Origin of the sequence: Paraburkholderia bryophila (assembly GCF_013409255.1) — a bacterium.
GTDB lineage: Bacteria > Pseudomonadota > Gammaproteobacteria > Burkholderiales > Burkholderiaceae > Paraburkholderia.
Window position 1 is genome coordinate 3163957 of record NZ_JACCAS010000002.1, and the last position, 20753, is coordinate 3184709.

Here is a 20753-nt window from a genome sequence, read left to right on the forward strand (position 1 = left end):
AGTCGATTGGAATAGATCGCTGAATTGCGTGTTAGCCGGTCAGTGCATCTATCCGAGCAACCAGGAGGCTTCGTGCCCAAACCCCCCGTTCCCCTTTCCGGCTCAGTCTGCGTACCGTGCCGGCTCGCCGCGATCGGCGCTGTCGTCGCGGTACTCGCCGGCGGTTTCGCGTACACCGCGGGCTGGCTGAGTCCCGCGCGATTGACCACCTCGCGCATCGTCAACACGTTTCAGGCGGCCGCCGGGCAGCCGCATCCGGGCTACCGGCGCAATCATGCGAAGGGCCTGTGCGTGGAAGGCCATTTCGATAGCAATGGCGACGGCGCGGTATTGTCGAGCGCCGCCGTCTTCGCACCCGGTCGCACGCCGGTCACGGGACGCTTCGCGATTCCCGGCGGCAATCCGTCCGCGCCGGATACGAGTACGCCCGTGCGCAGCCTGGCCTTGCTGTTCCAGTTGCCGAACGGCGAACAGTGGCGCACCGGCATGAACTCGACGCCCGTGTTCGCGGTGCATACGCCGGAGCAGTTTTATCAGCAGTTGCTGGCCGCCAAACCCGATCCGGCAACCGGCAAGCCGGACCCTGTAAAGCTCAAGGCGTTCTACGCCGCCAATCCCGAGACCCAGCCGTTTCAGGCATGGGTGAAGGGGCATTCGCCTTCGTCGAGTCTGGCCAATGGCGCGTACTACGGCATCAACGCGTTCCTGTTCACGGACCGTGCGGGCAATACGCGCGCGGTGCGTTGGGCGATGGTGCCCGATACGCCGTATGCGCCGATCACCGACGCGCAAAAGGCCGCCAGGAACTATCTTGCGGCCGATCTGAATCAGCGCCTCGACAGCGGACCCTTGCGCTGGCATCTGATCCTGACCGTCGCGCAACCGGGCGACCCGATCGGCGACGCCACGTTGCAATGGCCCGACGATCGTCAGCATATCGACGCCGGCACGCTGGTGCTGGAACACACGACATCGCAGGAAGACGGCACGTGCCGCGACGTCAACTTCGACCCGACCGTCCTGCCGTCCGGCATCAAGCCTTCCGACGATCCGCTGCTCGCGGCGCGTTCGGCGGCGTACGCGGTGTCATACCAACGCCGGACTCGCGAAGAGGCATTGAACCCCGCGCTGCATCGAACCCAGGCCAACGGAGATCACTCATGACGCCGACGCGTACCCATTTCAGTCCGCTCGCGCGTCTGTTGCACTGGCTCATGGCGCCTCTGATCATCGCGATGCTGTTTATCGGCGTGGGCATGGTCGCGACCGTTTCGCACGCGCACAGCACGCTGATCGCGATTCACAAACCGCTTGGCATTGCGTTGCTGCTGCTGGTGGTGCTGCGTGTGGGCGTGCGTATCCTGCGCGGCAGCCCGCCGTTGCCTGACGACATGGCCGCGCCGCAGCGTTTTGCGGCCAAGGCGTCGCACCTCGTGCTGTATGCGTTGATGGCGGCGATGCCGTTGATCGGCTGGGCGATGCTGTCGGCCGCGGGCTATCCGCTGCCGCTGCATCTGCCGCCGATCGCGCCGCATAACGTCGCGCTATTTGCGCTGTTGCGCGCGTTGCATACGTGGCTCGCGTTCGCGTTGTTCGCAACCGTTTTGCTGCATCTCGCGGCGGCGCTGTTTCATGGCCTGATCCGCCGCGATGGCGTGTTTTCGAGTATGGCGCGGGGTGGGCGTTAGGCGGGGTTTGGGCCTAACCGTTAGGCCCGGACGTTAAGCCCGGACGTTAAGCCCATAAGTTAAGCCCGGAGTTAGCCCTTCACCCGCTCCGAACGCGGGTCATACGGCGCCTTCAGATGCAAGGTTGCCGGCAGCAGATCGCCGGCAACGTCGATGGCGTACGTTCCGCCGGTCAGATACGCAGCATCCGCGACGCCGTCCGGATGGTTCACGTAGCCCATCGCAACCGGACAACCGAGCGTGTGTCCGAACGCCGCCGAAGTCACGAAGCCCACCGGTTCGCCGTCCCGCAGAATCGCTTCGCCGCCCCACAGCATGCGGTCGGTGGCGCCGTCGGCGGTCAGCACGACCATGCGGCGGTGCAGCGGTTCGGCGCGCAGTTTCAGCAGCGCGTCGCGGCCGCGGAACGGGATGTCCTTATCGAGCTTGCACGCGAACGACAGGCCCGCTTCGAACGGATTCGTGTCCGGTGTAAGTTCGCGGCCCCACGCGCGATAGCCTTTCTCGATCCGCAGCGAATCGATCGCGTAGTAACCGGCGTTGACGAGACCGAACGCTTTACCCGCTGCGTGCAGCGTCTCGTACACGCCGACCGCGAATTCGACCGGCACATACAGCTCCCAGCCGAGTTCGCCGACATAGGTGAGCCGCGTGGCGCGGACCGTCGCATAACCGAGGTCGACCTCGCGGCTTTGACCGAAGCCGAACGCCGCATTGCTCCAATCAGCTTTCGACACGCTTTGCAGCAGCTCGCGCGATCGCGGACCCATCACGGCGAGCACCGCGTACTGGCCGGTCACGTCGACCAGCGTGCAATGTTTGTCGCGCGGAATCGCCTTGTCGATCATGTCGAAGTCGCGCGTGGTTTGCGCGGTGCCGGTGACGAGCAGGTACTGGTCGTCGGCGAGACGTGTGAGCGTGAAGTCCGACTCGTACGCGGCACGCTCGTTGAGCATGCCGGTGTACACCGTGGTGCCGGGCGGCACGTCGACGTCGTTCGCGACGAGGCTTTGCAACACGTCTTGCGCGTCGCGTCCCTTGATCAGAAATTTGGAGAACGACGTCATGTCGAATAGCGCGACGCCTTCGCGGCACGCGCGATGTTCGGCGCCGCTCCAGGGCAGCCAGTTCTGCTGGCCGAACGCGTAGTCGATCTGCGCTTGCGCAGGCGTCGGCGCGAAAAAGTTGGCGCGCTCCCAGCCCATCTTGCTGCCGAAGCACGCGCCGTCGTCGCGCAGCAGGCCATACAGCGGCGAGCGGCGGAACGGCCGCGCGCTGTCGAGTTCGCGATTCGGCCAGGGCATCGCGTAGTGCAGGCCGAGCGTTTCCTTCACGCGATCGTGCAGCCACGTGTCGTTGCCGTTGAAACGCGCGAAGCGGCGGATATCGACCGGCCACAGGTCCATGGTCGGCTCGCCCGCGACGATCCATTCGGCGAGCGCCATGCCGGCGCCGCCCGCCGACGCGATCCCCATCGAGTTGAAACCCGCGCCGACGAAAAAGCGCCGCAATTCAGGCGCTTCACCGAGCATGAAGTTGTTGTCCGGCGTGAACGATTCGGGGCCGTTGTAGAACTGCCGGACCTGCGCGGTTTCGAGCGCGGGCACGCGTTGCAGCGCGTTCTCCATCAGGATTTCAAACTGGTCCCAATCGTCCGGCAGCAGTTGGAATTCGAAATTCTCGGGAATGCCGTTCATGCCCCACGGTTTCGCGTCCGGTTCGAAGCCGCCCATCACGAGGCCGCCCACTTCTTCCTTGAAGTAGATGAAGCCGTCCGGGTCGCGCATGACCGGCAGGTCAGGGTGTACGCCGGGAATGCGTTCGGTGACGATGTAGTAATGCTCGGCCGAATGCAGCGGCACGGTGACGCCGCACAGGCGGCCCACGGCTTTGGCCCACTGGCCCGCGCAATTCACGACGATGTCCGCGCCGAGCGTGCCTTCTTCGCCTTCCTTGTTGCGCCACGCGAGGCCGCTGACTTCGCGCGCGCCGTTCGCCTGGGCGCCTTGCTCGGTGCGCGTGTGGATGGCGGTCACGCGGGTGTTTTCGACGATGCGCGCGCCACGCGTGCGGGCGCCGCGGGCGAGTGCCTGGGTCAGATCGGTGGGATTCGCCTTGCCGTCGCCGGGCAGCCAGACGGCGCCGAGCAGGTCGTCGGTGCGCATGACCGGCCACAGGTCGCCGGCTTCGCGCGGGCTGATCACGTCGCACGCCACGCCGTACGCGCGCGCGACGGCGGCGGTGCGCTTGAGCTGCGTCATGCGCTCGGCCGTGCGGGCCACCGACAGCGAGCCGCATTGCTTCCAACCGGTGGCGAGGCCGGTATCGGCTTCGAGTTCGGCGTAGAGCGCGGTCGAGTAGCGGATCAGCTTCGTCATGCTTTCCTGCGCGCGCAACTGGCCGACGAGCCCGGCCGCGTGCCAGGTCGTGCCGCACGACAACTGACCTTGTTCGAGCAGCACGACGTCGGTCCAACCCAGCTTGGTCAGATGGTAGGCCACCGAACAGCCGATGATCCCGCCGCCAATGATGACAACTCGGGCATGGGAAGGAATGAGTGTGGGCATGTGTGGATATGCATGGTTTTGAGATGCGTAGAATGCGACAAAATTTTGCAAAAAGCAACGATCGAAGTTGTTACTATTGCCGATTTAACCAAGTAGGTTAAATCGCAAAGCCTGACCGTAGTCGAAGATGTCCTGGTCGTATCGTTCGAGGAGTGGTGAGCACGAAATGTCCGAGCTGCGGTGCGGCCGAACTCGTCAGGGAAAGTCGCGACATGCGTTATGTCTATAAAGGCGAGGCCACGGTGTTCGACGCCGTCGTCGGCGAATATTGTCCGGCCTGTGGTGAAGCCGTGCTGAAGCTGGACGAGGCGACTCGCACCGGCCAGTTAATGCTGGCGTTCAACAAACAGGTGAACGCGTCGCAGGTCGATCCGGCGTTTATCGCGGCGGTGCGCAAGAAATTGCAACTCGATCAACGCGAGGCAGCGGAGATTTTCGGCGGCGGCGTGAACGCCTTTTCGCGCTACGAAAATGGCAAAACCAAGCCGCCGGTCGCGCTGGTGAAATTACTCAAAGTCCTCGATCAGCATCCGGAACTATTGGTTGAGATAAGGGCGACTTGACGCCTCCATAGTGGGGCGTGGCTTTATGTGGGGTTGTGTTGAGGTAAACTGGCAAAAATTGTTGTATTTGCTAGACTCGACCGCTCACTATCTGTCCCCGCAGCCATGTTCTCCAACCAGCGCCAAGCCGAAATCCTGCGACTCGTTCGCGACGAGCGCACCTGCACGATCACCGATCTGGCCGGCCGCTTCGACGTCTCCGACGAAACCATCCGGCGCAATATCAAGCCGTTGATCGCGGAAGGCCTGCTGATCAAAGTCCACGGCGGCGTGATGCTGCCCGAGCGTCTCGACGAGCCGCCGTTCCAGCGCCGCATGGTGGCGAGCCTCGACGGCAAACGCGCGATCGGTGCGCGTATCGCCGAACTGGTGCGAGACGGCGAGTCGTTGATTATCGAAGGCGGCACGACCTGTCTGCGCATCGCCGAGGCGCTGGCCGCGCGCTCGCGTCTCACGGTCGTCACCAATTCGATCGAAGTCGCCCGTGTGCTGAGCGCGCGCAACGGCAACCGCGTCTTTATCGCGGGCGGCGAGCTGCGCGCCGACGACTCCGCCGCGTTCGGCGACAGCGTGCTGGCGTTCCTGCGCCAGTTTCACGTGCGCTATGCGATCGTTTCGGTGACCGCCATCGACCTGCAGGCGCGTTTCATGGACGCGCTTCCCGCCGATGTGGCGTTTGCGCAGGCGGCGTTCGCCCAGGCCGAACTCCGGCTTGTCGCGGCGGATCACGCGAAGTTCGGGCATAGCGCGCTGGTGCATGCGTTCGGGGCGGACGCGGTCGATCTGCTGGTCACCGATCAGACGCCCGCGCTGGTGCTCGGGCAAGCATTGGCGGCGGCGGATGTGGAGGTCCTCGTGGGCGCGAATGCGGGGCCTGCCGCGGAAGTTTGATTGGGCGCCTGCGCTCGACCCAGAGCACCGGCGCTCGCCCCAGTGCACTTGCACTCGCCCCAGCTCACGGCTCTCGCCCCAGCGCGCTTGCACTAGCTCCAGCCCACTCGTGCTCGCCACACTTGCCCCGACGCAAAAACACCCACCACAGCGTAAGCCCGCCACCGCGTAAAATGGCCGGTTACCGTAGGCAAACGGCACCGAAGACTCACTTGCGCGGACCTCAGCCGCTTTCCACGCAAGCGCACGATCCGCACGATCCGCGCTCGGCCGCCTGCGCCTTTGCCAGAACAGATGAACCCCGGGATGGACCCTGATGTCGTCAGTTTTCTTTGATCGGGAACGGATTACGGAATGGCTCGGTGATCACACCGTTGCCAAAGCGCGCTCGGTCGGCGCCGTCACGAATGTGAAGTGGCACGGCGATTCCCTGAGTGGCAACGTGCAGGGCACGCGCCCGCTGCCGTACAAAACGCGCGTGCGATTTCGCACCGACGGCGGCCGGCCGTGGGCGCTCAGCGATTGCTCCTGCCCGGTGGGCCGCGATTGCAAGCACGTGGCCGCACTGTTGCTCGCCGAACTCGACTATCACGACGAGATGGACCACATCACCAACGTGAACCTCGACGACAGCGGCGAACCCTATCCGTCGGCCAGCTCCAGCTCCGCGGAAAAAGCGACACCGACACCGACGCCGCCCGCCGGCGTGCGCCCTGAACTGGTCAGTTGGCTCGAGCGTTTCCGCGCGCGCGCCGAAGCCGCCGATGCCGACGCCCAGAAAGCCGGCGCCGCGCGCAGCCAGACGCTGGCCTATCTGCTGAACTGGTCCAACTTCCACATGCGCCACGAGGTCGTGCTGTACCGCGCGCGCTGCAATCCGGACGGCACGGTTTTCGAAGTCGACGAGCCGTGGGCCAATGTCGAAGCCGCGCTGCTCAAGCAACCCAAATTCGTTTCCGACGAAGACCTGTCGATCTTGCGCGGCCTGTGGCTCGGCCGTTCGCGCGAGGACTTCGGCCAGTTCATCCTGCGCGGCACCAGCGGCGCCGAGATGTTGCAGAAGCTGATCGCGACCGGCCGTCTGTTCTTCGAATTCAGCCCCGCGTTCGGTCGCGAAGGACCGGCGCCGCTGTCGCGTGGCGTCGACCGGCCCGGCCGGATCGAATGGGAGCCGCTCGCCGACGAGCGCCTGCGACCCGTGCTGTGCACCGAGCCGCGCGCCAGCATGGTGCTGCCGACCGAGCCGGTCTGGTACGTGGACGGCGTCGCGAATGAAGCCGGCATCGTGCAGTTGTCGCTGCCGTTTCAGCAGTTGCCCGATTACCTCGCCATGCCGCCCATCTCGCTCGCCGAAGCGCCGCTGGTTGCGTCGGTATTGCGCGAGATCGCGCCGGAATTGCCGCTGCCGCCCACCCACGACAATTCCGCGATCCGCGTGATCGACGTCGACCCCGTGCCTGTCTTGACGCTGAACAGCCACACGCTGCCGTCGACGGGCAAGGCGGGCATGCGCAAAACCGAGGCGGTCGAACTGGCCGCCGTGAGCTTCGACTACGACGGCGTCAGCATCAACGTCGACAGCAACGTCACGCTGGTGCCAATGCCCGGCGGCGACGTGATTCATATCCGCCGCCGTTACGAGGCCGAGAAGAAGCGCCTGCTCGAACTGCGCCGCACCGGCTTGCAGAAAGTGCCGACCAGTCGCGTCTACGCGTCGCGTCTGCTGCCGGACACGATGCTCGGACTGCCCGATGCCGACGCGTGGTCCACTTTCGTCAACGACGCCGTGCCCGACCTGGTCGGCCGAGGCTGGCGCGTCACGATGGCGCCGGCGTTTCGCTACAACGTGATCGAGATCGACGCGATCGACGGGACCGCGCATCAGGCCGGCGACGGCTGGTTCGATCTGGAGATGGGCATCCGCATCGGCGAGCGCAACGTGCGGCTCGAACCGCTGCTCGCCGACCTGTTCCGGCGCGACCGGCGCTGGCTGAGCGGCGCGCTCGAAGCGATCGCCGACAACGAACCCATCGAGCTGAAGACCGAGGAGAACAAGCGTCTGCGGCTGCGCGCCGACCGCCTGAAGCCAGTGGTGCGCGTGCTGGTCGATCTGTTCGACGCGCTCGGCGGCGCCTTGGCCGATGGTGCGCCGCTGCGCGTGCCCGCCGTCGACGCCGGCCGGCTGGAAGCGTTGAACAGCACGGGCCGCTGGCAATTCCACGGCGACGACTCGGTGCGGCAACTTGCGCAGCGTCTGCAGGCGGGACCGGGATTGCGCGAGGTGCCGGTGCCGCGCGGCCTTAAAGCGGACTTGCGCGCTTACCAGCAGCAGGGTCTCAACTGGATGCAGTTCCTGCGCGAACAGGATCTGGCCGGCGTGCTCGCCGATGACATGGGCCTGGGTAAAACCGTGCAGACGCTCGCGCATATCCTCGCGGAGAAGGAAGCCGGGCGGCTGACGCGGCCCGCGCTGATCGTCGTGCCGACCACGCTCGTGCACAACTGGCGCGAGGAGGCGCGGCGCTTCGCACCCGAGCTGAAAGTACTGGCGCTGAACGGCCCGCAACGCAAGGAGCGCTTCGAGCTGATCGGCGAACACGAACTGGTCCTGACCACGTATGCGTTGCTGTGGCGCGATCAGAAAGTGCTCGCCGAACACGACTACCACCTGCTGATTCTCGACGAAGCGCAGTACGTCAAGAACGCCAGCACCAAGGCCGCGCAGGCGATCCGTGGCTTGCGCGCGCGGCATCGGTTGTGTTTGACGGGCACGCCGCTCGAGAATCACCTCGGCGAACTGTGGTCGCAGTTCGATTTTCTGCTGCCGGGTTTTCTCGGCAGCCAGAAAGACTTCACCAAACGCTGGCGCAATCCGATCGAAAAGAATGGCGACGGCGTGCGCCGCGCGCTGCTGGCGCGGCGCATCCGGCCGTTCATGTTGCGCCGTCGCAAGGACGAGGTCGCGAAGGAGTTGCCGGCCAAGACCACGATTGTGTGTTCGGTGGATCTGGAGGGCGCGCAGCGCGATCTGTACGAAACCGTGCGCACGGCGATGCAGGAAAAAGTGCGCGCCGCGGTCAGCGCGCAGGGTCTCGCGCGCAGTCACATCATCGTGCTCGACGCGTTGCTGAAGCTGCGCCAGGTGTGCTGCGATCCGCGCCTCGTCAGAATGCTCAGAACGGGCGGCGAGGCGGAGCAGTCGCTCGATAATCCCGTCGGCCGGCGCGCTAAAGCGCAGCGAGCGGACAAAATGGACAAAGCGGACAAGACCGACAAAGCCGCGCGCGCGATGCGCTCGGCCAAGCTGGATCTGCTGCTTTCCATGCTGCCGGAACTGATCGACGAGGGGCGCCGCGTGCTGCTGTTCTCGCAGTTCACCGGCATGTTGGCGCTGATCGCCGAAGCGCTCGACGAAGCGGCGATTCCGTACGTGCTACTGACCGGCGACACGACCGATCGCGTCACGCCCGTGCAGCGATTCCAGCAAGGCGAGGTGCCGCTGTTCCTGATCAGCCTGAAGGCGGGCGGCGTGGGGCTGAATCTGACCGCCGCCGACACCGTCATTCACTACGATCCGTGGTGGAATCCGGCCGCCGAAAATCAGGCGACCGACCGTGCGCATCGGCTGGGTCAGGACAAGCCGGTGTTCGTCTACAAGCTGATCGCGGCAGGCAGCATCGAGGAAAAGATCGTGGAGTTGCAGGAGCAGAAAGCGGGGCTCGCGGACAGCATTCTTTCCGAAGATGCCGCCGGCGCCACGAAGTTCTCCGACGACGACCTCGACGCGCTGTTTGCGCCGATGCCGGAGATTGAAGGCGGCCGATAAGAGGCAGAAAAGGCAGAAAAGGCCGCCGAAAAGCGGCATTTTCCCTGCATGAAAGCGGCGACCTTAAACGCCGCCACGATTTCGCCTCCGTCGCGAACGCTGGTACTAAAAAGACGCGTCTGTAACAAACGTCTTCGTATGTAAATTGACCTTCGCCAACGTTTAAATTCAGACGATTTTGTCGCTCGGCGCAGCCTTGATCCGGCGAGGGCGGTGTTTACGTCACACGTAATAGCTACCTCTCGCGCCGTTACAAAGGCAGTTCTTTCATCTTGAGCGGATTTTTCGAAGCGGCTACGTTGAGCTCACTCGTGCGGCTTGACCCCCGCGAGCGTGTGGTGTGTTGAGCGGCGTCGGCTTCGTCAGCGAAGCGACGCCGCATTTTTTTGCGAGATCGTCACGGCGCACCGTCCATCCGCTTAACAATATTTAAACGATTTATTTTGAGACTGTTCCTATACTGACTCGCAAATTGTCAAATCGTCGCATCTCGAATCGACATGCGATGTGGATATCCAAAGGTAGACGGGGCCAATCCGCGAGCGAGACCAGAAACGATCCGCGTAATGACTCGCGTAAATACTGAGTAATTACCTTTAAGGGTCGACACCAGCCTTCCGGCGGAACCTGAGAGACGGCGGGGCGAAGCCCAAAAGGCAGCTCCAATCGGTGAGCCGCCTGGATAGCGGCATCACCGCATCCGCCGAAAAGAACGGCCGTTTTTTCGATTATGATGAAGTAGTCCCCCCTCGATAATCTGCGCCATAAAGCCGAATTACGCGCAAATTTTGAGACGAGGCGGCGGCAGAACGGAACAGGGCGCAAGGCAAAGGACCGTAAGTCGAAGAAATGCAGCCGGAGTTGGAAAGGGAACTCGGATCGTTGGCGCCTATGCCGGCATCCCGGTCATCTGCCGGCCAGCCGGCCATCAGTTACGTAGTACGTTGTCGCGTTGCGGGGTTTTATGAGAATTGCTGTCCTGGATGACGATTCGGCTCAGGCCGATCTGGTATGTCAAACGCTGTCGGCCGCCGGCCATATCTGCCACGCATTCGGCGCGGGCCGCGAACTGGTGAGGCAGTTGCGGCGCCAGACCTTCGATCTGCTGGTGCTCGACTGGAATGTGCCCGATATGTCGGGCGAAGAGGTGCTGCACTGGGTGCGCGAGAGCCTTTCCGAACGTCTGCCCGTGCTGTTCATGACGAGCCGCGGCCGCGAAACCGATATCACCTCGATCCTCAACACCGGTGCTGACGATTACGTCGTCAAACCGGTTTCGGCCGCCGTGCTGCTGGCGCGGGTCGGCTCGCTGTTGCGCCGCGCGTATCACCTGAAGCCGACCGCGGTGAAGGAAGTGTTCGGCGAATTCGAGTTCGATCTGGGTGCCAAGCACGTGGTGGTGCGCGGCGCGACCGTCGCGGTGACGCAGAAGGAATTCGAACTCGCGCTACTGCTGTTCCAGCACCTCAGCCGGCCGCTATCGCGCGCGCATATTCTCGACGTGATCTGGAAACAGGCGACCGACATTCCGTCGCGCACCATGGATACCCACGTCTCGATGCTGCGCAGTAAGCTGGGCCTGCGGCCCGAGCATGGCTACCGCCTGACGCCGATTTACGGGTATGGCTATCGCCTTGAGCGGATCGAATCCGCCACGCAGCCGGTAGCCGCCGACGAACGCCCTGAAGCGGGGGAGGCGTGACGGTTTCCACGGGGGTGGCAGGGCGCGGCAGTGCGAATTCGCAGCGCCGCGGCGGCGCCGTGTGGCTGGCCGCCGGGTTGGTCGCGTTGACTTGTGTTGCGTCGATGCCGGCGCAGGCGCAAGTGCCGCGCGAAGCGAAAGCGCATCCGCCGACGGCGGCGCCTTCGTACGTTCAGTACACGACTCACGACGGCGACACGCTGTATGAGATCGCCGGCCGCTATTTGCGCGATCCGGACGATTGGGCCGTGCTGAGCCGCCTCAATCGTGTTGCCGCGCCGCGCCGTATGCCCGCGGGCATCGCGTTGCGCTTGCCGGCCGACGAGCTCAAACAGGATCAGGAATCCGCGCGCGTGATCGCGACGAGCGGTCCGGCCGAGCACGCGTTCGGCAAGAGCCCGTTCATGCCGCTCACGGAAGGCGCGACACTCGGCGAAGGCGATCACATCCGCACCGGCCGCAACGGCTTCGTCTCGCTCGAATTGCCGGACGGCTCGCACGTGACGGTGGCGCAAGATGCCGAGGTGGACATCGCACGGCTGCGGCGCACTACGCTGACCGGCGCGGGCGATCGCGTTCTCGATCTGCAGCGCGGCGAAGTCGAAAGCCAGGTCACGCACGCGACGAAAAAAGACGACCGCTTCCAGATCCGCTCGCCGTCGGTGGTGGCGGGCGTACGCGGCACGCGTTTCAAGGTGGCCTACGACGGCGACGCGCACACCACGGCGGTGGAAGTGCTGGACGGCGCGGTCGGTGTCGATCCGGCCACGCTCGACGGCCACGCGCCGGCATCGGCGCCGCCGCCCGGCGTGCCGTTGCAGGCGTCCGCGCAACTCGTCAAGGCGAGTTTCGGCAGCGTCACGCGCACGGGCGAGGCGATCGGCGATCCGGTGGCGTTGCTGGCGGCGCCGGCGCTTACGCAGCCGGCCAGGGTGCAGGACGGCAAAACGGTCGCGTTCGATCTCGTGCCGGGCAGCGCGGCGGTGGGCTACCGCGTGCAGATCGCGCGCGACGCCGATCAACTCGACCTGATCCGCGATCTGCGCGTCAGCGGGCCGCACGCGGACTTCGGCGATCTCGCCGACGGCACGTACTTCGTGCGGATCGCCGCGATCGATGCGCACGGGCTCGAAGGCCTGCCCCAGGTGTACGCGTTCGAACGGCGTCAGCTCGGGCTGTCCGCGTCGGCGGAGCCGCGCGCCGGCAGCCGCGACTATGAATTCCGCTGGTTCGTCAGCCGCAGCACGGTCGAGACGCGCTTTCGTTTCGTGCTCGCCGCGAGCGCGGATCTGAGTCATCCGCTCATCGATCGTACCGATCTGAAGGGCGGACAACTGGTGGTGAGCAACCTGCCGGCCGGCGTCTACTATTGGACGATCGTCGCCGAGCAGTTCGAGAACGGCCGCTTCTATGAGAAGAGCAGCGCGGTCCGCTCCTTTACGCTTGCGCGCTGAGGCTGGTAGATTCTCGGGAGCGGGCCGGACGTCGGCCCGCTCCAACGATTCCAACCACGCAACGCCTTGTCGATCACACCCACGCGTCTGAGCCTCGATCCGCGCGCCCGCCTGGGGCGGCGCGCCGGTCGCCGTTTCCTGATCGAATGGGTGGCGATAGGCTGCCTCGGCATCGTAGTGATTCTGCTCAGTTCGCTGGGTCGGCTGAGCGCGAGCGTCGATCATCTGGTCTACGACCGCTTTCTGAGCTTGCATGCGCAGCCTGTGCTGCCCGATATCGTGGTGGTCGAAATCGACAACGCAAGCGTGGCGCAACTCGGGCGCTGGCCGTGGCCGCGCAGCGTTCACGCGCGGCTGCTCGAGCAGATCGCCAAGGCCAAACCCGCCGCGGTGATCTACGACGTGCTGTTCACCGAGGCCAATCCGGAAGACGCGGCACTGGCTCGCGCGATCGCGCTGAGTCCGACTTATCTGCCGGTGCTGCTCACTGCGCCGGACAGCGCGGGGCGCCGCAGCGTGGTCGAACCGGTCGCGCCGTTGGCGCAGGCGGCGGCGGGGCTCGGGCATATCAATTTCGAAGTAGACAGCGACGGCATTGTGCGCAGCGTGGCGCAATTCGAGGGCGACGCGCAGTCGCGCTGGCCGCAACTGATGGTGCTCGCCGCGCAGGCGGTCGAGCGCGGCACGCTGCATTTGAATGACGTGAGGCGGGACGGCGTGGTGGCGGGGAGCGGAGCTGCGGACGGTGCGACGGGCGAAAGCGGCGCAACGACCACGAGCGGCGCGACGCCCGCCCAGAACGAAGACAGCGGCGACGAAGGCCGCTTCCTCATCCCCTTCGGCCCGAACGCACAAAGCTACACGAAGCTAAGTTTCGCGAAGGTCCTCAGCGGCGACGTCCCGGCGGACCAGTTGCGCGGCCGCATCGTGCTGATCGGCGTGACCGCGTCCGGTTTGTACGACCGGTTCGCGACGCCGGTGTCCGGCGAACTGGGTCCGCTGCCCGGCGTGTATATCCACGCAAACGTGCTCGACACGCTGCTCACCGGCCGCCAGATCGAGCCGGCCGAGCCGTGGGTGTTGTGCGCGGTCTCGCTCGTGCCGCTCGGCGCGTTGCTGGCCGGGTTTCTGGTGTTGTCGCCGCGCCGCTCGATGTTGCTGACCGGCGCGCTGTGCGCGCTCGCCGCGGCCGGCAGCGCCGCCTTGCTGTTCGGCGCACGGCTCTGGATGTCGCCGGTCCCGGCGATCGTCGGCGCGGTGGTCGTGTATCCGATCTGGAACTGGCGACGCCTCGAAATGACGATGGCCTATCTGCGCGGCGAACTGCAGCGTCTCGCGGATGAACCGCATCTGCTGCCGGAGACGCCGTCGCGTGGCCGCGAGTTCGGCGGCGACGTGCTGGAGCAGCACATGGCGCTGATGGCGCAGGCCGCGCAGCGCGTGCAGGACATGAAGCGCTTCGTGTGGGACAGCCTGGACAGCATACCGGAGCCGATCCTCGTGAGCGATGTGCGCGGCGTCGTGCTGATTGCGAACCATGCGGCGAAGGCGCATTTCGCGCGGCTCAATGCGCCGGCGCCCGAAGGCCGTTCCATGCAGGCGGTGCTGGGCGGCCTGACGCTGGTCAAGACCATCGACCGCGATGCCGCCACGGACGGGGACAACAATCTGTTCGCGCACGCGCAGTGGCCTGCGCTGCTCGATCCGGCGCGCCGCGAATTCGCCGGCTTGATGGCGCAGGGTGTCGAAGTGCGGGACGCGAGCGAGTGCGATTATCTTCTGCGCTACGCGAATTGCACGAACGAACAGGGTGAGACGACGGGGTGGATCGCGGGTCTCGTCGACGTGTCGGCGCTACACGCGGCTGAGCGTCAGCGGGAAGATGCGCTGCGGCTGCTGTCGCACGATATGCGTTCGCCGCAGGCGTCGATTCTGGCGCTGGTGGAGATCGAGCGCGCCCGCGACGAGCCGGTGCTCGCGCGCGGCTTGCTGGAACGCATCGAGCGTTATGCGCAGCGGGCGCTGACGCTCGCCGACGACTTTGTGCAACTGGCGCGCGCCGAATCGCAAGCGTATGTGCTTGAGCCGGTGAGTCTGACCGAGTTGCTGATCGACGCCAGCGACGAGGTCTGGCCGCAGGCGCACGCCAAACGCATCACGCTGCAAACGGTCACCGGCGAGGGAACGCAAGCTCAAACGCAAGCCGATGCCGATGCCGATGCCGATACCGAAGAAGGCCACTGGATCTGCGCCGACCGCTCGCTGATGACGCGCGCGCTGGTCAACATTCTGAACAACGCGGTCAAGTACAGCCCGCCGGACACACGGATCACGTGCAGCCTCGCGAGCCTTGAATCGACGTCCGTACGCGGCGGCGCGCGACGCGTGTCGTGCACGATCCGCGACGAAGGCTACGGGATTCCGATGGAACAGCAGGCCGGGTTGTTCGAGCGTTTCCGGCGCTTTCACGAGACCGAGCGGCCCGAAGTAGGCGGCGCGGGCTTGGGCATGGCATTCGTGAAGACCGTCGTGACGCGCCATGGCGGCGATGTCGCGGTGGTCAGCGCGCCTGGCAAGGGCACCGCGTTCACGATTGAGCTGCCGGCGCTCGACGACGCGCAATCCGAGGCGTCCGAGTTGCGGCGCGCCTGACACGACGATGAATACGCACTTTATTGAAGCGAGAAGATGGTGAAAGCGATCCTGATCTGTGCCGCGCTGGCCGCGGCGAGTCTCACCGGTTGTGCGGGCCTGAGCGCCGACGTGCACACCGCCCACGCTACGGATGCCGCGGCGGCGCTGCAAGGCGAGCGGACCTATGCGCTTGAGCGCATGCCGTCGCAGGATGCCAGCGCGGATCATCCGCAATTCGAAAGCTTGCTGCGCGACGTGTTGGCGAAGCGGGGCTTCGCCGAGACGCCGGGCAAATCGGCGCGTTATCTGTTGTCGGTCGCGTACGACACCCGGCCGGCGGCGATCGGCGTCGACGTGAAGGATTGCGCGCCGGGCGATTGCGGCCATCAGCCGGGCGCGCCGTTCGCGCTGTTCGGCGGCCCCGCCTACCGGCATGCGTTGACGCTGAGGTTTTTCGAGCGCACGACCGGCCAGGAGGTCTACAAGGTCAGCGCGGTCAGCAGCGATCGCGACGCCGATCCGCTGCACGCCGCCCCGGCGCTCGTGAAAAGCGCGCTGGCGCAGTTGCCGTTCGCGGCGCCGGCGGACTGGCACGTGAAATTGCGCGAGGATAAGACCAGTGGCGTGCCGGATGTGGTGTCGGTGAAGCCGCTGCAGCCGTAACGCGTGGAGTTTGCTGCAACGCTACAGCAGCCTCATCGCGCCCCGCTGACGGGATCCTCTCCCTGTTCCGGCCAGCGGTTTTCAAACACGCATTCCGCGAGCGGCATGCGGCTCGCCCAGCGCTCCGTTTCAAGCATCGGCTCACTATAAAACCGGTCGACGTGGCCGAGACACAGAATCGCCACCGGCCGCGCGCCCGTCGGCATATGCAGCAGCGTGCGAACCGTGTCGACGTCGAACAGCGACACCCAGCCCATCCCCAGTCCTTCCGCCCGAGCGGCCAGCCACATGTTCTGGATCGCGCATGCAACCGACGCAAGGTCCATCTCCGGCAGCGTACGGCGGCCGAAAATATGCCGCTCGCGGCCGTCCATCAGCGCCATCACCAGCAGTTCGCCGCATTCCAGCATGCCTTCCACTTTCAGCTTCATGAACTCTTCGCGGCGCTTGCCGAGCGCGTCGGCGGTGGCGAGCCGTTCGCTTTCGACGGTGGCGTGCAACGCCGTGCGCAACGTCGGATCGGTAATGCGCGCGATGCGCCAAGGCTGCATATAGCCGACGCTCGGCGCGTGATGCGCCGCGTCGAGCAGACGCTGCAGCACAGCCGGATCGACCGGATCGCGCACGAAGTGGCGCATGTCGCGGCGTTCATAAATGGCGCGGTAGACGGCGTCGCGCTCGGAATCGTTAAAAGGCGTTGCCATGGAACAGGGCGGCCGTGAAGGCCGGGTTGGAGGGCCAGTAAGCGTGCATATAGGTTGCCACGATGGCGCCGTGACGATATAGGGCTTCGCCCGATGTCGCGCTGTTCGGCCGCGTGGCGTGGTGCAGCGGCGTGAGCGGCGTGCTCAGCTTCGAGTAGTGAAACGTGTGGCCCGTCAGCGCGCCGTGCGGGCCGTCGAGCTGTTGCATGCCGAGCGCGGTGAAGCGCGTTTGCATCGTCGCGTGACCGGGCAGCAGGCCGAGCATCGGCGTGCTGGTGCCGTGCGTGTCGGTGAGCTGGTCGAGCAGGTACAGCATGCCGCCGCATTCGGCGACGACCGGCTTGCCGGCCGCCACATGCGCGCGAATGCTTGCCGCGCTGCGCGTGTTGCTTGCGAGCGTTGCCGCGTGCAGTTCCGGATAGCCGCCTGGCAGATAGAGGGCATCGGCATTCGGCGGGAGGGCTTCGTCGGCGAGCGGCGAGAAGTCGGCGAGGCGCGCGCCGAGTGCTTCCAGCAGCGTGAGGTTGGCCGGGTAGATGAACGAGAACGCGGCGTCGCGCGCGATCGCGATCGTTTTGCTTTCCAGCAGGCGCGGCAACTCGGCGGCCGACGGTGGGCCGAACTCGACCGGCGGCGGCAGCACGGCCAGCGCGGTTTCGCCGAGCGTGTCGGCAGCGCGATCGAGGCGCGCGTCCAGATCGTCGATCTCGGACGCCTGGTGCAGACCGAGGTGGCGATCCGGCAACTGGATTTCGTCGCTGGCGGCAATGTGGCCGCACCAGCGCAGCCCGGCCGGCAGCGCTTCTTCAAGCATCTGCGCATGCCGCGCGGAGCCGACGCGATTTGCGAGCACGCCGTAAAACGGCACCTGTGGCCGGAATTGCGCAAGACCGAAGGCGACCGCGCCGAAGGTCTGCGCCATCGCCTTCGCTGAAATCACCGCGAGCACCGGCACGCCGAACGCGGTGGCGAGATCGGCGCTGCTCGGCGTGCCGTCGAACAGGCCCATCACGCCTTCAATCAGGATCAGGTCCGCTTCGGCCGCCGCCTGCGCGAGCAACGCGCGGCACGCGGGCTCGCCGACCATCCACAGATCGAGCGACAGCACCGGCGCGCCGCTCGCGCGCGCCAGAATCATCGGATCGAGAAAGTCCGGGCCGGTCTTGAACACGCGCACGCGCTTTCCCTGGCGCCGGTGATAGCGCGCGAGGCCCGCGGTGATCGTGGTCTTGCCTTGTCCTGAGGCGGGCGCGCTGATGAAGAGCGCCGGGCACGCGGACATGGCTTAAAACTCCACGCCGCGTTGCGCTTTCACACCTTGCTCGCGGTACGGATGCTTGACGATGCGCATTTCGGTGACCAGGTCGGCGGCTTCGATCAGCGCGTCCGGCGCGTGACGGCCGGTCACGACCACATGCAGCATCCCGGCGCGCGCGTTCAACACGGCGAGGACTTCGTCGAGGGGCAGGTATTCGTACTTGAGGACGGTGTTCAGTTCGTCGAGGATCACCATCTGGTAATCGCCGCTTTCGATCATCCGGCGCGCTTCGTCCCAGCCTTTGCGCGCGGTGGCGATGTCGGCGTCGCGATTCTGCGTGTTCCACGTGTAGCCGTCGCCCATCGTGACGAAATCGCAATGGGCGATCGCGCCGAGGAAGTCGCGCTCCGACGTATGCAACGCGCCCTTGATGAACTGCACGACGCCCAGCCGCATGCCGTGGCCGAGCACGCGCACGGCCATGCCGAACGCGGCCGTGGTTTTGCCCTTGCCGGTGCCGGTATTGACGATCAGCAGACCTTTTTCGACGGTGGCCTGGGCCTGTTTCTTTTCGTGGCCTTCGCGCCGGCGCTCGGTCATCCGTTGATGGGATTCGGGGTCGGTTTTCATGGCAGGTCCTGTTGTTGGATGGCGCGGTCGGTGGATGCGGCGATAGCCACGGTGACACCGGCATGGATCGTCTTGCGGACGATAAGGCGGGCTCGCGACGCCGGCGGTTCGGCCGCCCCAGCCAGCAGCGCGCACGGCTCACACACACCGTCCACGCCGAGATGGGTCTTTGCCGCTGCCGAGTATGTTTCTACCGGCACCGCCGCGATCTGCTCGCGGCTGAAGAAAACCAGCGGCAAAGCATAGCGTGTGCAGAAATCAAGTAAACCGGCTTGCTGCGATTTAGTGTCGATCGAAGCGACGACCCGGATCTGATCGAACCGATACGTGCCGAGCGCGGCACGCACGGCCGCTTCGATCTGTTCGGCCGAACTATGCAAGCGGCAGCCGATGCCGACACTTAGCGTTTTCATTGGGCATTCGCCGTGATTCGCGGCAATGCCGACATCGACGCCGACTTCATTTCGCCGTTGAGCCACGCGCGGCTCATCTCGGCGTGCATCACGTCGTCAGCGGATTGGAAGGACGAAATAGGCAGAAGCGTCTGAGGTCCGGCATCGAGGTCATGCAATACAACTAACTCCCGTTTAACTGCACATGCGAACGCATGGGCAGGCACCAAACGCGCGCATACGATAGCACACGACACCCCGCCCGATAAGCCTTCGCGGCCGGTGTTTCCTTGACGGCGGCGGGCCGCGGGCCTACACTCGCACGCACTTTTGGTGCTCGTGTGCGCGCTCTCGCGCACGCAGTTAAACGGGAAACAGGGTGCCCGCCTGCAAAGGACCGGGTCAACCTGTGCTGCCCCCGCAACGGTAAGCGAAATGTGGCGTCCGGTTCAGTCTCCGGCGTCGCGGAGCCGGCTTCAATGTCCACGCGCAAGGCCGCGTCGGCATGTCACCACTGGGCGAGAAACTCCTCGCCCGGGAAGGGGAAGCGGCGCTTTCGCCAGCCCGGATACCGGCCAGAACATGCAGAACGAACGCCGCGGGGATGCGGCGTGCGCTCATGACCTCCGCACAAAACGAAACGCGCCGGCGTACCCGTGCAACTCCTACGGATGGACCTCACGATGCAAACTCAAATGCGCAAGATTCCCGTCACCATCGTCACGGGCTTTCTCGGCAGCGGCAAGACCACGCTGCTGCGGCACATTCTTCAGCATGCGGGCGGCAAGCGCATCGCGGTGATCGTCAACGAGTTCGGTGAACTTGGTATCGACGGCGAAATCCTCAAGGGTTGCGGTATCGGTTGCGACGAAAACGGCGTCGAGACCGAAGGCCAACTGTATGAACTGGCGAACGGCTGCCTGTGCTGCACGGTGCAGGAAGAATTCTTCCCGGTGATGGAAAAGCTCGTGGAACGCCGCGGCCAGATCGATCACGTGCTGATCGAAACCTCCGGCCTCGCGTTGCCCAAGCCGCTCGTGCAGGCGTTCAACTGGCCGCAGATCAAGAACAGCTTCACCGTCGACGCGGTGGTCACGGTGGTGGACGGCCCGGCTGCCGCGAGCGGCCAGTTCGCCGACAATCCGGTCGCCGTGGACGCGCAGCGCCAGGCCGATCCGAATCTCGATCACGAATCGCCGCTGCACGAACTGTTCGAAGACCAGTTGTCCGCGGCCGATCTGGTGATCCTGAACAAGACCGATCTGCTCGACGACGCGCAGCAAGGCGCGGTCGAGGCCGTGATCCGCGAGGAGATTCCGCCGCAAGTGAAGATCGTGCGCGCACACATGGGCCAGCTCGATCTGCATACGTTGCTCGGGCTCGAAGCGGCGTCGGAAGAAACGATCCATTTGCGCCACGACCATCACGGCTCCGCTGAAGATGCCGATCACCATCACGACGAATTCGATTCGGTGGTGGTGCAGGCGGATGCGCCGTCGCGCGAAGCGGTGATCGCCGCGTTGCAGTCGCTCGTCGAAACCAACACGATTTACCGCGTGAAGGGTTTCGCCGCGCTGCCGGGCGCGCCGATGCGGCTGGTGATTCAAGGCGTGGGCCGCCGCTTCGACAGCTATTTCGATCGACGCTGGCAGGCCGGCGAAGGCGGCCGCAGCCGCTTCGTGCTGATCGGCGAAGACCTCGACCAGGCCGCGCTGCAACGCGCGTTCAACGTCGCGCTGGGCGTCTCGACCCGCCACGAAGCGCAACAGGCGTAAGCGCTC

Annotated in this window: 15 protein-coding genes and 1 riboswitch; of the genes, 10 read left to right on the plus strand and 5 right to left on the minus strand. The window is 65.3% G+C overall.

Annotated elements, in window-relative coordinates; all coding sequences use genetic code 11:
* Positions 1-72 precede the first annotated feature (72 nt).
* Both GGD40_RS35095 and GGD40_RS35100 read left to right on the plus strand, forming a co-directional pair.
* On the plus strand, positions 73-1164 hold the full coding sequence (locus GGD40_RS35095; protein ID WP_179746810.1) for a catalase family peroxidase: 1092 nt from the start codon (positions 73-75) through the stop codon (positions 1162-1164).
* Positions 1161-1688 carry a cytochrome b gene (locus GGD40_RS35100; protein WP_179746811.1) on the plus strand — a complete coding sequence of 176 codons (528 nt, stop codon included), beginning with the start codon at positions 1161-1163 and terminating at the stop codon, positions 1686-1688. Before GGD40_RS35095 ends, GGD40_RS35100 begins: the two co-directional genes overlap by 4 nt.
* Positions 1689-1759: 71 nt before the next feature.
* Here the strand turns inward: GGD40_RS35100 and GGD40_RS35105 are convergent, their stop codons facing one another.
* Positions 1760-4255, minus strand: coding sequence for a GcvT family protein (locus GGD40_RS35105; protein ID WP_179746812.1), 2496 nt, complete (start codon positions 4253-4255; stop codon positions 1760-1762).
* A gap of 155 nt (positions 4256-4410) precedes the next feature.
* Between GGD40_RS35105 and GGD40_RS35110 the strand changes: the two genes are divergently transcribed.
* The 7 genes from GGD40_RS35110 to GGD40_RS35140 all read left to right on the plus strand — a co-directional run bounded on the left by GGD40_RS35110 (position 4411) and on the right by GGD40_RS35140 (position 15988).
* Positions 4411-4818: a type II toxin-antitoxin system MqsA family antitoxin gene (locus tag GGD40_RS35110; protein WP_179746813.1), complete on the plus strand. Its 408-nt coding sequence runs from the start codon at positions 4411-4413 to the stop codon at positions 4816-4818.
* Positions 4819-4923: 105 nt separating this feature from the next.
* Positions 4924-5709 (plus strand): DeoR/GlpR family DNA-binding transcription regulator, encoded by a 786-nt coding sequence (locus GGD40_RS35115; protein ID WP_179713765.1) that lies wholly within the window; start codon positions 4924-4926, stop codon positions 5707-5709.
* A gap of 316 nt (positions 5710-6025) precedes the next feature.
* On the plus strand, positions 6026-9535 hold the full coding sequence (locus tag GGD40_RS35120) for a DEAD/DEAH box helicase (RefSeq protein ID WP_179746814.1): 3510 nt from the start codon (positions 6026-6028) through the stop codon (positions 9533-9535).
* A gap of 964 nt (positions 9536-10499) precedes the next feature.
* Entirely contained in the window at positions 10500-11237 is a 738-nt protein-coding gene (locus tag GGD40_RS35125) for a response regulator transcription factor (protein ID WP_179713764.1), read from the plus strand.
* Positions 11234-12691, plus strand: coding sequence for a FecR domain-containing protein (locus GGD40_RS35130; protein WP_179746815.1), 1458 nt, complete (start codon positions 11234-11236; stop codon positions 12689-12691). Before GGD40_RS35125 ends, GGD40_RS35130 begins: the two co-directional genes overlap by 4 nt.
* Before the next feature lie 66 nt (positions 12692-12757).
* Positions 12758-15343 (plus strand): CHASE2 domain-containing protein, encoded by a 2586-nt coding sequence (locus GGD40_RS35135; RefSeq protein ID WP_179746816.1) that lies wholly within the window; start codon positions 12758-12760, stop codon positions 15341-15343.
* A gap of 36 nt (positions 15344-15379) precedes the next feature.
* Positions 15380-15988: a DUF4136 domain-containing protein gene (locus GGD40_RS35140; protein WP_179746817.1), complete on the plus strand. Its 609-nt coding sequence runs from the start codon at positions 15380-15382 to the stop codon at positions 15986-15988.
* A gap of 32 nt (positions 15989-16020) precedes the next feature.
* Here the strand turns inward: GGD40_RS35140 and bluB are convergent, their stop codons facing one another.
* From bluB to GGD40_RS35160, 4 genes are read right to left on the minus strand one after another with little or no spacing between them, the layout of a single operon-like run.
* Positions 16021-16692 (minus strand): 5,6-dimethylbenzimidazole synthase, encoded by a 672-nt coding sequence (gene bluB / locus GGD40_RS35145; protein ID WP_179746818.1) that lies wholly within the window; start codon positions 16690-16692, stop codon positions 16021-16023.
* Complete coding sequence (locus tag GGD40_RS35150; RefSeq protein ID WP_179746819.1) at positions 16676-17974, minus strand: cobyrinate a,c-diamide synthase; 1299 nt, start codon at positions 17972-17974, stop codon at positions 16676-16678. Before GGD40_RS35150 ends, bluB begins: the two co-directional genes overlap by 17 nt.
* A gap of 3 nt (positions 17975-17977) precedes the next feature.
* Entirely contained in the window at positions 17978-18580 is a 603-nt protein-coding gene (cobO, locus tag GGD40_RS35155) for a cob(I)yrinic acid a,c-diamide adenosyltransferase (protein WP_179746820.1), read from the minus strand.
* On the minus strand, positions 18577-18993 hold the full coding sequence (locus tag GGD40_RS35160; protein WP_179746821.1) for a cobalamin biosynthesis protein: 417 nt from the start codon (positions 18991-18993) through the stop codon (positions 18577-18579). The genes cobO and GGD40_RS35160 overlap by 4 nt, the downstream gene beginning before the upstream one ends.
* Positions 18994-19287: 294 nt before the next feature.
* Positions 19288-19566: riboswitch (cobalamin riboswitch) on the plus strand.
* 89 nt (positions 19567-19655) lie between these two features.
* On the opposite strand from GGD40_RS35160, the gene cobW reads away from it, so the two are divergent.
* Positions 19656-20747 carry a cobalamin biosynthesis protein CobW gene (gene cobW / locus GGD40_RS35165; protein ID WP_179746822.1) on the plus strand — a complete coding sequence of 364 codons (1092 nt, stop codon included), beginning with the start codon at positions 19656-19658 and terminating at the stop codon, positions 20745-20747.
* Positions 20748-20753: the final 6 nt, after the last annotated feature.